This is a genomic window from Leptothoe sp. LEGE 181152 (assembly GCF_032906605.1).
GTDB classification, from domain to species: Bacteria; Cyanobacteriota; Cyanobacteriia; order Phormidesmidales; family Phormidesmidaceae; genus Leptothoe; species Leptothoe turfae.
This window is the reverse complement of the sequence record NZ_JASATU010000037.1, coordinates 1-12,722: the sequence shown is the minus strand read 5'-3', so window position 1 is coordinate 12,722 and position 12,722 is coordinate 1. Positions and strand designations below refer to the sequence as shown.

Below are 12,722 nucleotides of genomic sequence, written 5' to 3'. Positions count from 1 at the left end.
TATGAATTATGTCGCTTTAAAATTGGGCAACTGATAGATCGGCCCTCGACTATTCGACATTTTGTTTTTCTTTACCCATGGGCAACAGTGTGGTGATCTGCCAGGGTTGTTGTTCGTTTTTTTCGATACTTGGTGTCAGGGTTATCAGGTCTTGGATATTGTGCTCCATAGTTTGACAGATGGCATTTAGGGGCAGATCATTGCGATCGCACCCAAAAGGATTTTCAATTTCCAGGCCAATTTCTTCCACACCAAACACAGCAAAGGCCACCAGGGCAACCACCGGAATCGTCCACCCGTTGAGCTCGCTCACCACCTGAAAGGGTAGGGCCAAACAGTACATCACCAGTAGCTGTTTAAGGTGGATCGAGTAGGCCAAGGGCAAGGGGGTGTTGAGGATGCGTTCGCAGCCGCCCAGGGAATTGACCAAACTGTTTAGTTGTGAGGTCATGGCCTGGAGCTGATAGGCATTAATCCGACCTTTAAGCTGTTGCACCTGTAGATAGTCCCCTAGCCAAAAGGCAATTTCTAGCGGTGGGCTATTCATACCCATGAGTTTTTCGAGCTGTGGGGGAGTCACTAGATGGTTCAGCTCATGGGCGCAAGGCTGCTGTCTCAGATGTTGCTTGGTTGCGATCGCAAATGCCACCAGTAATTTCAGCGCCTGCTCCTTAGACTGGCGGCTGGTATCCACCGACACCCAGATTTGGCGGGCCAGGTTGCGGGTGGTATTGACGATGTTGCCCCAGAGCTTGCGGCCTTCCCAGAAGCGTTCATAGGAGGCATTGGTGCGAAAGACCAGCAGCAACCCCAGGACAATGCTGGGGACAACACCGCCTAAAATTGGCCAGGAAACGGCAAAGCCTGCGTTATCCAACAGCGTTACGATCAGGGCAAACCCAACACAGATACCGACCCTGGGCATCACCGCCCGAATCACGGAACCGCGCAGGCAAAACAGGGTTTTAAACCAGGGTCGACGATCTTCTGCCATGGTCATTGGTAAATTGATAATTAACAATTGACAATTATTAATTGATAATGGTCAATTGCTAGCGGATATCATAGCCAAACAAATTGGGGTCAGCTTCACCCATCTCTAGATCCCCCAGACCGTATTCAGCCCAGCGGCGTTCCACCATGGCGGCTATCTCTGGATCAGACTTCAGCTCGTCGCCCCACTGGTGATCGGTTTCGGGGGGTACCTTGGTGGTGGCATCAATGCCCATGCGGCCACCCAGCCCTAGTTTTTCGTTGGCAAAGTCTAAGGAGTCAAAGGGGTTATCCGGCAGGATAAACACATCGCGGGTGGGGTCTACTTTAGAGGTGAGCGCCCAGATCACCTGGCGCGGGTCGCGGATATTGATGTCGTGGTCGACGACGATGACAAATTTGGTGTAGGTGAACTGGGGCAGGGCGGTCCAGAAGGCCATGGCGGCCCGGCGGGCCTGGCCTGGATAGGCTTTTTTGATGGAAATGACGGCAGCTTTATAACTGAGGGCTTCCATGGGTAGGAAGAAGTCCACAATTTCGGAAACCTGCTGTCGCAAAATGGGTGTGTAAATGCGGTTGAGGGCGATGGCAATCATCGCTTCTTCTTTAGGGGGCCGACCGCTAAAGGTGGTTAAGTAAATGGGCTCTTTGCGGTGGGTCACACAATTGAATCGGATCAGTGGGGCCTGCTCATTTTGCGGCCCATAATAGCCCATGTGGTCGCCAAAGGGGCCGTCAATGGCGACTTCGCCGGGGGTGATGGTGCCTTCGAGAACAAATTCCGACGTGGCGGGGACTTCTAGATCGATGGTTTTACATTTAGCCAAATGCACACCGCTGCCGCCGTAGAGTCCGGCGAAGAGCCATTCGGATAGATCCACGGGGATGGGGGTGGCGGCAGCCATAATAATCAGGGGATGGACGCCGATTGCGATCGCAATTTCCAGTTTCTTCCCATTCTCAGCCGCTTTGCGTAAATGTCTGGCTCCGCCCCGCACTGACAGCCACTGGACGGTCATGGTGTTTTTGCTTTGGAGCTGTAGACGGTAAACGCCGACATTGGGAATACCGGTTTCGCAGTCTTTGGTGATCACCAGCCCCAGGGTGACCACTTTACCGCCGTCCTGGGGGTAGGGCTGGATCATGGGAATTTGGGTGAGGTCGACGTCGTCGCCTTTGAGGACAACCTGGTGACAGGGTGGCAACAGGTCTCGCTGGGGTTTGGCTCTGACGACGTCAAATAGAACTTTGCCAAATTCGATGGCTTGGGAGATTTTTTTGGGGGGCTTGGGCTGCTGGAGCATGCCGAGCTTTTTACCCAGGGTTTCTAGCTCCTGGGGGTGTTCCATGCCCATGGACCAACAGGTGCGTTCTACGGTGCCGAGCAAATTAACGACGACGGGGTGGGGAGAGCCTTTAACATTTTCGAAGAGGAGGGCGGGGCCGCCGCATTGCAGCATGCGGTTGGAGATTTCTGCTATTTCTAGCTCGGGGTCGACGAGGGCTTTGATGCGGCGTAGTTGGCCACGTTGTTCGACTAGGTTAATGAATTCGCGGAGATCTCGGGCCATGGGGGTAAGTGGGTCTTTGTGGTAATGAGAATCCCGCAGAGATTTCCCCCCTTTAGAAGAGGAGACCAAGGGGGGTCCTCGGTAGATGATGCAAGTTTACGAAACGTAAAGCCGCATTTTCTATTATGCGAGGAAATGAGCGGGGTGGGATGATTTGGCACAGTGATGAGCGGGGTTGGTCAGGGGAGAAGGGGGTGGGAGATGAGGGCTACTCCGCTTCTAATACCGTGACTTCATACCGGGCGTAGTCTTGTTCAATCGATTTAATCACTCGCACCGGGCGGACTTCGCCAGGCAACATGGGGGCGTCGCTGCCGTAAACGGCAAGGATGTCTTGGTTGAGAATTAGTTCTCCGTTGGTATTGTAAAAACTGGCCTGTAGCTTGAGTTTGCGAATGGCACTGTCACCGGTGTTGGTGACGCTCCATTCGGCATCGAAAAAGGCGCTGTCGGTGAGGTCGTAAAGATTGAAGTTTTCGCTGCGGGTGGCTAGTGCAAACTTCACCTGGGTGGGTTGCTGAAAACTCCAGGTGTAGTCGATGGGGGGGGCTTGTGCGTAATTGGGCGGAGCGGGAACCTCGTCGATGGTGGTGAGGTTTAGGCGAACGTCGGTCAGTTCTGGGGTGATTTTTTGGATCAGGTCAAAGGCGTGGGAATCACCGGGGCGGACGGTGGCGTCATTCTCGGCAATGGCGTCTGTGCTGTCGGTTGCGATCGCAACGCCATCTTTGTTTAAATACTCAATCTGTAGCTGTAGGCTATCGATTTCTTGATCGCTATCGTTGAGCACCACGCCCTGCAACGTGTAGTAAGAGGAATCTGTGTAGTTGTCTAACCGAGATAACCGTGGCTCAATAACGACACCGGGCTGGTCAAAGCTGATGGGAATATCGACGGCGGTACCTGTGCCTGGGGTGTCAATTGCAATATCTTCAGCAGCGGTGTTTGGAGCAGCGGATGGGCGATCTGGGGTCTGGCCAGGGGATTGCTCTGGGGTGGCCTCAAGGACAGCGTCTTGGGTGAGCTGTCTGATTTCGGACCGTTTGACAATCGTGTCGACGGTGAATTTCAAGCCGCCCAACAATAACAGGCCAGCTAAACCAAACCACAGCAGGCGCTGACGACCACTGACTTCATGTTCCAGGGCGCTGATTAACATGACCGCGTCTTCGTTGCTGGGGTTCAGTTCCAGGCAACGTTTGGCTAGGGCAATGGCTTGTTGTTTGTCTTCGATATGCTTGTGTTTGCCGTAGCGCTGATCGTAGGCGTATGTGAGGGTTTGCAGGCTTTCAAAATTTAATGGATCCAGGGCTGTTGCCTGGGTGAGTTCTGTGATAGCTTCATCAAGGCAGTCAAAGTCCAGGTAGTTGCGTCCGCGTTCAAGATGGTCCTGGGCTTTTTGCTGAACAGCAGCCACATCCTCCGAACTCAACCCAACTTCTTCAGCTAGGGCACTGAGTTTATCGGCTGTTAGGGGCTCTTCCCACGCCAATAGTCGTTGAATATAGGTTTCGATAATTTGCTCGCGACCCATGGGGCACTCCGTTGACCTGGTTATTTCGCCACCATCTACACCATAGCAATACGCAATAAATCACAGAATTACGAACAAAATGCCGGTAATTCCTGATTTATCGTTTGCATGAATGTGTTTGCGGTTAACCAATGCGTTATGACCTATTCTGCCTCCACTACGGTAACTTGATAGCGGGTATACCCTGAAACAATGGGTTTAATCACCCGGAAAGGGCGGATTTCACCTGGCAGCAGCGGGGCGTCGTTATTTTGAATGGCCAGGATGTCTTCTTTCTGTAAAAGCCGATCGTTGGCGCTATAAAAGTTGGCTTCGAGCTTGAGTTTTTGAATGGGGACATCGCTGGTATTGATAATCACCCATTCAGCATTAAAAGTGTTCGGACCTGTGGGCGGCTTTTTCTGATCGGCGTCCGTTTTGTCGGTGGTGTTAGCGGTCGGGTCCAGATTGTCAGGTTTAGTGGGTATCGCCATATCGGATACGCCAACGTCTTCACTGCGACTGGCGAGTTCAAAGCGGATGCTGTCAGATTCTAAGGATTCCCAGCTGTAGTTGATCGGTGTGGGTGGCACATAGGTTCTGCGGGCGGGGGCCTGCTCTAGATGGGTGACGCCCAGACGCACACTGGCTAAATCTGAGGGAATTTTTTGGAGCAAATTAAAGGTGTGGGTATCGCCAGGGCGAATGATGGCATCGCTGGTGGCAATGGCTTCTTTGCTGGTGGATGCGATCGCAACATCATTGCGGTCCAGGAACTCCACATTCAGCGCAAGTCTTCTAAACTCTTGGTCACTGGCATTGATAAAAATGCCCTGCAGCTGATAGTAAACCTCGTTTTCGTAGTCCCCCAGCTCCGACAGCCGTGCTTCTAGCACCAGACCCGCATGGTCAAAGAAAACGGGAATGTCCACATCAGCGGAAAAGTCTAGTTCTACCGTGCTGGCTGCGGTATCAGCAGCGGCCTGGGTAGCATCGCCGGAGGCATACAGGGCTGACCCTGGAACGATGGTGCCGGGGGCAGGCCCCATGGGTGCTGGGGGTTTAGAGAACATGGGTAAACGACTGACACCCATTAACCCAATGCCGACCGTAGCAGCGCCACCGGCTAACAGGGCCACCTTTTGCCGGGTCCATTGAGAGGCGTTTTTTGGGCCTTTTGCCGGGTTATGCTCTAAAAAGCTAATTAAAACCAGTGCTTCCTTGTCATCGGGTTTAAGTTCCACACAACGCCTGGCAACGAGGAGCGATCGCTGACGATCCGTGGCGTCTTTGGTGCGGTTATGGCGCAGGTTATAGACATTGGCTAAGGAATGCAGCACCTCCAGGTTAAGCGGATCCAAATTGGCTGCCTGGTTGAGTTCCTTAACAGCATCATCAACGCAGCCAAATTCGATGTACGCACGACCACGGGTGAGGTGTGCCTGAGCCTGGTTGTTAATGGCCTCCAGCTCAGCATCTGTAATCCCCACCTCTTCAGCAATGGCTGCGAGGGTTGCGTGCGTTACTGGTTTTTCCCAAGCCAGCAGTCGTTGAATATAAGCTTCAATGATGCGATCTCGACCCATAATCTACTCCGTGTCTACTCAATGCATTCCCTATCCCCTGAGTGAATAAGGATAAAAATGTGACTAAGTTGAGTAAAGTCTTTGTGGTAGGAGCACAAATTGGATCTTGATCAAGATTGTTCAAGGTGCCGTTGTCGCTGATGGTGTCCCTGTCCCAGTTTAATCTGAACCATTTTTCTCTCGGTTGCGACTAAACTGTTTGACCCAACAGTTTAAAGTTGTTGCCCTAGGGGACAGATGCACTCCAGGTAGAACTATCAGCACTGGGGGACTCATAGGTGGTGAGACCAACAACCTGCTGAATGTCATTCACAGTGACACGAACGCTCATTAAGTCTGGCGTAATTTTGTGAAAGAGTCTAAAAGACCGGGTATCGCCAGGTCGGATGATGGTGTTTGTGTCAGTTACACTAACCTGATGAATAATGGAAATCGGCAAGCCATTCCCATCTAACAATTCCACCTTCAGGTCAAGCTTGATAACTTCTTGGCCACTGTCATTAATAACAATGCCATGGAGCTTGTAATAAGGCTCTCCTTTATACTCACCCAGGCGCGACAACCTCGGTTCAATCAGTAGGCCAGGATAGTTAAAGGCCACCGGTACATTGGGGCCTGGGTCAAAGGTGTAGCTACCGGTACTGGCCGTTGTGGGTCCAGCGGTGTCAGAAAATGTGTCTTCTGGATCGATCTCGACGATGGTGTCAGAAAAGACAGGCAAACGGCTAACACTCATAAAACCAATACCAATGATTCCGACACTACCCACTAGCAGTGCTAGCTGACTGACCAATGCCGCTGCATTTGGGGTACGAATCGGCTGCTGTAGAAAGAGAATTAGCAGGGCAATTTTTGTCTTAGTTCGACGAGAGAGCATTGTCGGACTAAAGACATTTTCTAGAAAGCCAATCAAAATAAAGATGTTTGGCTTTGACTGTAACGAGATTGCTTCAGGAATAGCATTGCGCCGTAGAGACCGCACCAGTGCCTGGGCTTCTTTATTCTGGGGCTGTAGTTCTATGCATCGCTTAGCCAGACGTATTGCTTCCTGACGATCTTCCAGACCACTATCCTGTTTGTAGCGAAGGTTATAAATCTTCACTAAAGCAAACAAAACGTCCAGGCTGATCGGATTTAGAGCTTTAGCCTGATTAAATTCATCAAGAGCCTTCTCCAGGTAGCCAAATTCAATATAGTTCTGGCCACGGCTAAGATGTCCCTTAACCTGTACATTGATAGCCTCTATTTCACCCTTGGTAATGCCGACCTCTTTAGCAATCGCTTCGAGGATGGCTGGTGTCACTGGCTGGTTCAATTCAAGCAGCCGTTGAATATAAGCTTCAATAATGCTAGCGCGACCCATAAGTCTACTCCGTTTTAGCAATTGCCTGAGGGTAGATTGCGTAATCGGTTTATAGGCAAGCGATCATTGGAAATCGTCTCAATGATGCTGACCCAACCCATGGTTGACCCCGTCCCTTGTTAAGGCATTCGCAATGGGCCTTATTAGATACGGATAAAGTTTCGACTAAATTCAATAAAGTCTTTACAGTGCATCCATGATTTAGGGCAATGGCATCAAGGGATAGATAGCGAACTAGAGACGATGCAACGTTAAACTACAACGTGACTGTTTAATCTAGATCAGGGTGCGATCTTAATGGGATGCGCCCGATTCTGGGTTTCCCTGGCGGTCCAACTGTGTTCCCGTTGTGCCTAGTGGTGTCTGTTAACCTTACCCCTGATCAACTACGTTCTATTAAGGGCCAGCTTGACCTGGTGCTGATTGCCCTTGAAACACTTGTGGGCATTGGATCAGAAGCAATTTTAGACCAGGCCAAAGCCGCCGGACTCAACACCTTCCTATCGGATCGGGTAAACCTGTGGCGGTTGCGGCAGTCGAGTCCTTTGCGTAAAGGGCAGGGCCGTAAAAAACTGGATGTGGATGAGGCGCGGGCGCTAGTGTTGACCACAGCCCAGCTAGCCAGCAAACATCGGCAGGCCATTCACCAGGCTGTAACCGCGTTAGAAAAGGCGACAGCAGACAGTACCCCACCCCACCGTGTGGCGATTTTAGGCGACTATCTCGATCGGTTTAGCAATACCTATACTGAACGGATGGAAGAGGATGTGAAGCCCAATGTGTTGGAGAAACTTGCCTTTCAGCTATTAATTGATTTGCTATTTTATAGCGGTGGTGGCGGCCAGCAGCGACTTTGGCAAGCGCTTTTAGATCGGGCCGAATAGATTGACCCCGAATAGGCCGATAATGGGTGGGTCAAAAAACGCACATGGCACATGACCACAGAGCTGCTTAAGGGTACAAACCTATACCTGGTAGGCATGATGGGTTCTGGCAAAACGACCATCGGCAAACACCTGGCCAAACTTCTCAACTACCGCTTTATTGATACTGACGATGTGATTGTGCAGGCCACTGGGCAAAGCATCAATGACATTTTTGCGGCGCAGGGGGAAGCGGCTTTTCGCGATATTGAAACCCAGGTGCTAGGCCAGGTTGCGCCCTATACCCACACGGTCATCGCCACGGGCGGTGGCATGGTGATTAAACAGCAGAACTGGAGCTATTTACAATCGGGGCTGGTGGTGTGGATTAATGTGGCCGTTGATGAACTGATCGCTCGCCTGAGTCGGGATCAGTCCCGTCCATTGTTAAAGGAGGGCGACCTGCGCCATAAGCTCACCACGCTGTTAGAGCAGCGCCAGGCTCGTTATGCCCAGGCCGATGCGACGGTGGTTTATCAGCATGGGGAAAAGGTGGATGCGATCGCATCCCGCATCCTCGATACCCTACAAACCGTCATTGCCGAAAACCCTGCCACCAGCACCACCCTCGACCGTTAACCTCGTGTGTGGACGTTCCATGGAACGTCCCTACCTTCGTTCCCTATCCCTTCAATCCATATGGAAACCGCCGCCAATCGCGTTCAAATCCTCAGCGAAGCTCTACCCTACATCCAACGATTTCGTGGCCGTACCGTTGTAATTAAATACGGCGGTGCCGCCATGAAAGACAGTAGCCTCAAGGACGACGTCATCCGCGACATTGTATTTATGGCCTGTGTCGGCATTCATCCCGTCGTCGTTCATGGCGGCGGTCCTGAAATTAACACCTGGCTCAGCAAGCTCAACATCGAACCCCAGTTTAGAGACGGTCTGCGCGTCACCGATGCCCCCACCATGGATGTGGTGGAAATGGTTCTGGTGGGGCGGGTAAACAAAGAACTTGTCGGTTTAGTCAACGCAGCGGGCGGTAGCGCCGTTGGCCTCTGTGGTAAAGACGGCAATCTGATCACCGCTCGCCCCCATGCGGCTGAGGGCATCGGCTTTGTCGGCGAAGTCACCCGCATCGAACCTCAGCTTGTCAAATCCTTGGTAGAGGCAGGCTACATTCCTATCATTTCCAGCGTTGCCGCCGACACCAATGGCCAACCCTACAACATCAACGCCGACACCGTGGCCGGTGAGCTAGCCGCCGCCCTCAGTGCCGAAAAGCTGATTCTGCTCACCGACACCCCCGGCATCCTCAAGGACTACCACGACGCCTCTACGCTCTATAACAAACTCGACATTCAAGAAGCCCGTGCATTGATCGATGCCGACATCGTTTCCGGCGGCATGATTCCCAAAGTCACCTGCTGCGTTCGTGCCCTGGCCCAGGGCGTCCGCGGTACTCACATCATTGACGGGCGGGTGCCCCATTCACTCCTCCTCGAAACCTTTACCAACTCCGGCATCGGCACAATGCTAGTCGCCTCGCATCAGACAGCTTAGAATAGGGCGCAAGGTTTGCAGTTTAACTACAAACCCTGCACCCTATTCCTCCAACCTTAGATATGTCAGCTACCTGGTGGAAAAAACTCAAACAAAACTCCCTGGCCCGGTTTGGCGCTACGGTTCTGATTATTTTCTACCTGACGGTAGCATTTGCAGAGATAACGGCTCCCTATAATCCTTACGAGCAGCAGCCCAGTGGGTCATTGTTACCGCCGACTACGGTGTATTGGACGGATCAGGTATCTGGGCAGTTTATTGGTCCCCATGTGTATCCAGTGACCCAGGGACCGGTAGACATTGAAACCGGTGAGCGAGTAACTGCAACAGATTTTTCAAAGCCGTCACCGATTCGGTTGTGGGTTAAAGGGTCAGAATATAAGCTGTTTCAGCTAAAGCTACCCTTTGTGAAAAGCATTTCCTTTGAAGAGTCCATGCAGCTAGAAGAGACAGAACTCTTCAAAGGGTTTACCTTTGACCGTCATGTGTTTGGCACCGTTGGTGAAGGTAAGTGGAATATTTTTGGTACCGATGAGTCAGCCCGAGACCAGCTCAGCCGATTGATCCACGGTGGTCGCATTAGTCTCAGCATTGGTCTTGTGGGAATTATGATTACGTTCCCCCTGGGCCTATTGGTGGGCGGCATTTCTGGTTACTTTGGCGGTACCGTTGATACGGTGATCATGCGCCTGGTTGAAATGATTATGACCATTCCAGGCTTCTTCTTGTTGGTCACACTGGCGGCGGTGTTACCAGCGGGTCTCAGCAGTTCCCAGCGATTCTTACTAATTGTTCTGATTCTGTCGTTCATTGGCTGGACAGGCCTAGCACGGATTATTCGCGGTGAAGTGTTGTCACTAAAAGAACGCACCTTTGTGCAGGCGAGTCAGGCCATGGGGGGGCGGTCGTTGCACATCATTTTGCGACACATTTTGCCCCAGACAGCTACCTATGTGGTTATCTCAGCAACGTTGGCAATTCCGGGTTATATTCTCTCGGAGTCGGCCCTAAGCTTTATTGGTCTAGGCATTCAGCAGCCGGATGCATCCTGGGGCAACATGTTATCTTCGGCAACAAATGCATCGATTTTGGTGTTGCATCCGTGGTTGATTTGGCCTCCGGCAGCGTTGATTGTGATTACGGTGTTGTGTTTTAACCTGTTGGGCGATGGCCTGCGGGATGCGTTGGATCCACGTAGTTTGGAGGAATAATGGTTGGACTGCTGGGTTCGACTCCGCTCACCCAGCGACAGGACCGAGGGGTGAGCGGAGTCCAACCCCGTACACACGCTATCCTAGAGTCAATCGCGACCGGTAACCCCCATGACGATTGCTACGAATAAAACCCTAACTCTGGAAGAGTATCTGACCTATGACGATGGTACAGACGCTCGTTATGAGTTGGTCAACGGGGTGTTAGTGGAGATGCCAACCGAGAGCCCGATTAATAAGACCATCGTCATGTTTTTGGTGAGTTATTTTTTGCGGTTAGGGATTCCGTATTACAGACTTGCTGTTGGTCATCAGCTAGAGGTTACATCTGAGAAAGCGTCGGCGCGAGAACCAGATTTAGTAGTGCATTCGGAAGAGTCTGCCGCTGCAATTTTGCGGGATGGTAAGTTGTTGCGGTTGGGAATGCCGATACCTGATTTGGTGGTGGAAGTGGTATCTAGCAGTGATACGGATCTGAAATCGCGAGAGCGGGATTATGTGGAGAAGCGACAGGAATATTCAGAACTCAAGGTGCCGGAGTATTGGATTATCGACCCAGTGGCAGAGGTTGTTTGTGTCTTAACGCTGGTGGATGGGGATTATCAGGAACGTAAGTTTGAGGGTGATCAGGTATTACTGTCGTCTCAATTTACTGTAGTGGATTTAACAGCTACTCAGGTACTGCGGGCCGGTCTGTAGAAGGCTTTAGCTGTAGATATAGCGTCCCGTTATCCCAGGGTGGTCGGTTTGAATTGGGGTCAAAGATTATGGCACGACGTAGGGGCACTCCCTTGTGGATGCCCCTTTCGACATGGTTACAAATTGACGATCCTCACAATTCTGAAAGGCCATAGGACAATTTATTATTACGGAATTCTGGTGAATGGCATCCGTTATCCCAGGGTGGGCACAAGGCACCACCCCTACAGAATTATCGGTTTTGTATCGGGGATTTTTCATGCAGGGGATAAAATAGAAACCCCACGTAGGGAAACTCCCTTGTGGATGCCCCCTCCGACATTATCGCCAATTTATAATCTTCGCGATACAGAGAGGTCAAACGGAAAAACTGCTTCTAAGCATGATTGATGTAATCAGCTAGGATAAAAGCCAGGACATTGAGCTAATGGTATCTAACCATGACGCAAACCCTTTCTCGTACGGTCAACGATCAGCAGATTGTGTATTCTGGCATTAGCTGGTCAAAGTTTCAGCATTTGGTAATCGAGGTGGTGTTTACCAGTGGAGGGCTGAATAAACTAGCGTGATATCAGGCATTGGGTATTCCTGAGGTGTGGTTTTGACAGGATGGGTTGTTTAGCCTTTATCGGTTGAAGAATGGTGATTAGATGAAAATTATGCGTAGTGAGATCCCAGAACTTGCAGGCTTGGATATAGATGTACTGACTCGCTGTGTGTTGATGGGGCAGACATCTCGATTAGATGCGGCAAATGAATTTCGTAAGGAACTGCGTTTGTAGTTTCTGACCAATCAACTTTGAATAATACCCAAATTTACTGAAATAAAATAATATCCAAATATTATGAGTCAGTCTATGAGAAGTAAAGACTGTTAAACTACCTATAAAAAATCCTTTACTCGAACGCTAGCCTAATAAAGCTGTTCAAACAAATAGTTCAAACCAATGCCAAATTAATAAAACATGCCTTATTATGCTGCACCATATTGTCCAGAGCATCTGTTTTTCAACAACAGTCGCAATGAAAAGCAGGCAAGACTCAAAGTTGCCCAAGAGCTTTCTGATTTAGTGAATTCAGGAGCTTTAAAGGTAAATATTCCTAATGGCTTCAGCATTAGACGATTTGTCAAAATCACAACAGAAGATCTAATGTCTAAAGAAGAAGAAAAGATTTCTAATGCAGTAAAAATTCTTAGCAAGCTATCCTACTCAAAGAACAAGACTCAAGGGCACCTCGATTAATTCAAAAATAGAGTCTCAATATGAGATCATGGTTACGGATTAGGGTTGACAGGGAGACTTCTGATGGGACAACAAGGATTTTGGGATTTTGAGACCCGTCATCAAAAGCT

Annotated in this window: 13 protein-coding genes; 8 read left to right on the top strand and 5 right to left on the bottom strand. The window is 50.5% G+C overall.

All coding sequences use genetic code 11. The annotated features are described in order from the left end of the window. Window positions 1-49 precede the first annotated feature (49 nt). From QGP82_RS20325 to QGP82_RS20305, 5 genes are all read right to left on the bottom strand, one after another. Window positions 50-994 carry a bestrophin family protein gene (locus QGP82_RS20325; protein ID WP_163664283.1) on the bottom strand — a complete coding sequence of 315 codons (945 nt, stop codon included), beginning with the start codon at window positions 992-994 and terminating at the stop codon, window positions 50-52. A gap of 58 nt (window positions 995-1,052) precedes the next feature. Then, window positions 1,053-2,564, bottom strand: coding sequence for a UbiD family decarboxylase (locus tag QGP82_RS20320; protein WP_499060804.1), 1,512 nt, complete (start codon window positions 2,562-2,564; stop codon window positions 1,053-1,055). A 208-nt stretch (window positions 2,565-2,772) separates the two neighbouring features. Then, window positions 2,773-4,098: an FxLYD domain-containing protein gene (locus QGP82_RS20315; RefSeq protein ID WP_499060803.1), complete on the bottom strand. Its 1,326-nt coding sequence runs from the start codon at window positions 4,096-4,098 to the stop codon at window positions 2,773-2,775. 143 nt (window positions 4,099-4,241) lie between these two features. Beyond that, complete coding sequence (locus QGP82_RS20310; RefSeq protein ID WP_163664277.1) at window positions 4,242-5,663, bottom strand: hypothetical protein; 1,422 nt, start codon at window positions 5,661-5,663, stop codon at window positions 4,242-4,244. A gap of 226 nt (window positions 5,664-5,889) precedes the next feature. Further along, window positions 5,890-7,026, bottom strand: a complete 1,137-nt coding sequence (locus QGP82_RS20305) for a tetratricopeptide repeat protein (protein WP_163664275.1) — start codon at window positions 7,024-7,026, stop codon at window positions 5,890-5,892. Window positions 7,027-7,328: 302 nt separating this feature from the next. Here QGP82_RS20305 and QGP82_RS20300 point away from each other — a divergent pair, with 302 nt between their 5' ends. From QGP82_RS20300 to QGP82_RS20265, 8 genes are all read left to right on the top strand, one after another. Beyond that, the gene (locus QGP82_RS20300; protein WP_499060802.1) at window positions 7,329-7,910 is read left to right on the top strand and encodes a DUF3038 domain-containing protein; all 582 of its coding nucleotides are present in this window, start codon (window positions 7,329-7,331) and stop codon (window positions 7,908-7,910) included. Window positions 7,911-7,961: 51 nt separating this feature from the next. Beyond that, the gene (locus QGP82_RS20295) at window positions 7,962-8,528 is read left to right on the top strand and encodes a shikimate kinase (protein ID WP_163664272.1); all 567 of its coding nucleotides are present in this window, start codon (window positions 7,962-7,964) and stop codon (window positions 8,526-8,528) included. Window positions 8,529-8,588: 60 nt separating this feature from the next. After that, entirely contained in the window at window positions 8,589-9,458 is an 870-nt protein-coding gene (gene argB / locus QGP82_RS20290) for an acetylglutamate kinase (RefSeq protein ID WP_163664270.1), read from the top strand. A 62-nt stretch (window positions 9,459-9,520) separates the two neighbouring features. Further along, window positions 9,521-10,669: an ABC transporter permease gene (locus QGP82_RS20285; RefSeq protein ID WP_163664269.1), complete on the top strand. Its 1,149-nt coding sequence runs from the start codon at window positions 9,521-9,523 to the stop codon at window positions 10,667-10,669. Window positions 10,670-10,780: 111 nt separating this feature from the next. After that, the gene (locus QGP82_RS20280; protein WP_499060801.1) at window positions 10,781-11,368 is read left to right on the top strand and encodes a Uma2 family endonuclease; all 588 of its coding nucleotides are present in this window, start codon (window positions 10,781-10,783) and stop codon (window positions 11,366-11,368) included. Window positions 11,369-11,808: 440 nt separating this feature from the next. After that, window positions 11,809-11,937 carry a hypothetical protein gene (locus QGP82_RS20275; protein WP_499060800.1) on the top strand — a complete coding sequence of 43 codons (129 nt, stop codon included), beginning with the start codon at window positions 11,809-11,811 and terminating at the stop codon, window positions 11,935-11,937. Window positions 11,938-12,027: 90 nt separating this feature from the next. After that, window positions 12,028-12,150, top strand: coding sequence for a hypothetical protein (locus tag QGP82_RS20270; RefSeq protein WP_499060799.1), 123 nt, complete (start codon window positions 12,028-12,030; stop codon window positions 12,148-12,150). 183 nt (window positions 12,151-12,333) lie between these two features. Continuing rightward, a complete protein-coding gene (locus tag QGP82_RS20265; RefSeq protein ID WP_499060798.1) occupies window positions 12,334-12,612 on the top strand; it encodes a hypothetical protein in 279 nt (92 codons plus the stop codon). Window positions 12,613-12,722 lie beyond the last annotated feature (110 nt).

Bases quoted from the DNA above. Each gene is read 5' to 3' on its own strand.
- QGP82_RS20265 (WP_499060798.1), top strand. From the start codon at position 12,334: ATGCCTTATTATGCTGCACCATATTGTCCAGAGCATCTGTTTTTCAAC.
- argB (WP_163664270.1), top strand. From the start codon at position 8,589: ATGGAAACCGCCGCCAATCGCGTTCAAATCCTCAGCGAAGCTCTACCC.
- QGP82_RS20285 (WP_163664269.1), top strand. From the start codon at position 9,521: ATGTCAGCTACCTGGTGGAAAAAACTCAAACAAAACTCCCTGGCCCGG.
- QGP82_RS20280 (WP_499060801.1), top strand. From the start codon at position 10,781: ATGACGATTGCTACGAATAAAACCCTAACTCTGGAAGAGTATCTGACC.
- QGP82_RS20305 (WP_163664275.1), bottom strand. From the start codon at position 7,026: ATGGGTCGCGCTAGCATTATTGAAGCTTATATTCAACGGCTGCTTGAA.
- QGP82_RS20270 (WP_499060799.1), top strand. From the start codon at position 12,028: ATGCGTAGTGAGATCCCAGAACTTGCAGGCTTGGATATAGATGTACTG.
- QGP82_RS20325 (WP_163664283.1), bottom strand. From the start codon at position 994: ATGGCAGAAGATCGTCGACCCTGGTTTAAAACCCTGTTTTGCCTGCGC.
- QGP82_RS20310 (WP_163664277.1), bottom strand. From the start codon at position 5,663: ATGGGTCGAGATCGCATCATTGAAGCTTATATTCAACGACTGCTGGCT.
- QGP82_RS20295 (WP_163664272.1), top strand. From the start codon at position 7,962: ATGACCACAGAGCTGCTTAAGGGTACAAACCTATACCTGGTAGGCATG.
- QGP82_RS20315 (WP_499060803.1), bottom strand. From the start codon at position 4,098: ATGGGTCGCGAGCAAATTATCGAAACCTATATTCAACGACTATTGGCG.
- QGP82_RS20320 (WP_499060804.1), bottom strand. From the start codon at position 2,564: ATGGCCCGAGATCTCCGCGAATTCATTAACCTAGTCGAACAACGTGGC.
- QGP82_RS20300 (WP_499060802.1), top strand. From the start codon at position 7,329: ATGCGCCCGATTCTGGGTTTCCCTGGCGGTCCAACTGTGTTCCCGTTG.
- QGP82_RS20275 (WP_499060800.1), top strand. From the start codon at position 11,809: ATGACGCAAACCCTTTCTCGTACGGTCAACGATCAGCAGATTGTGTAT.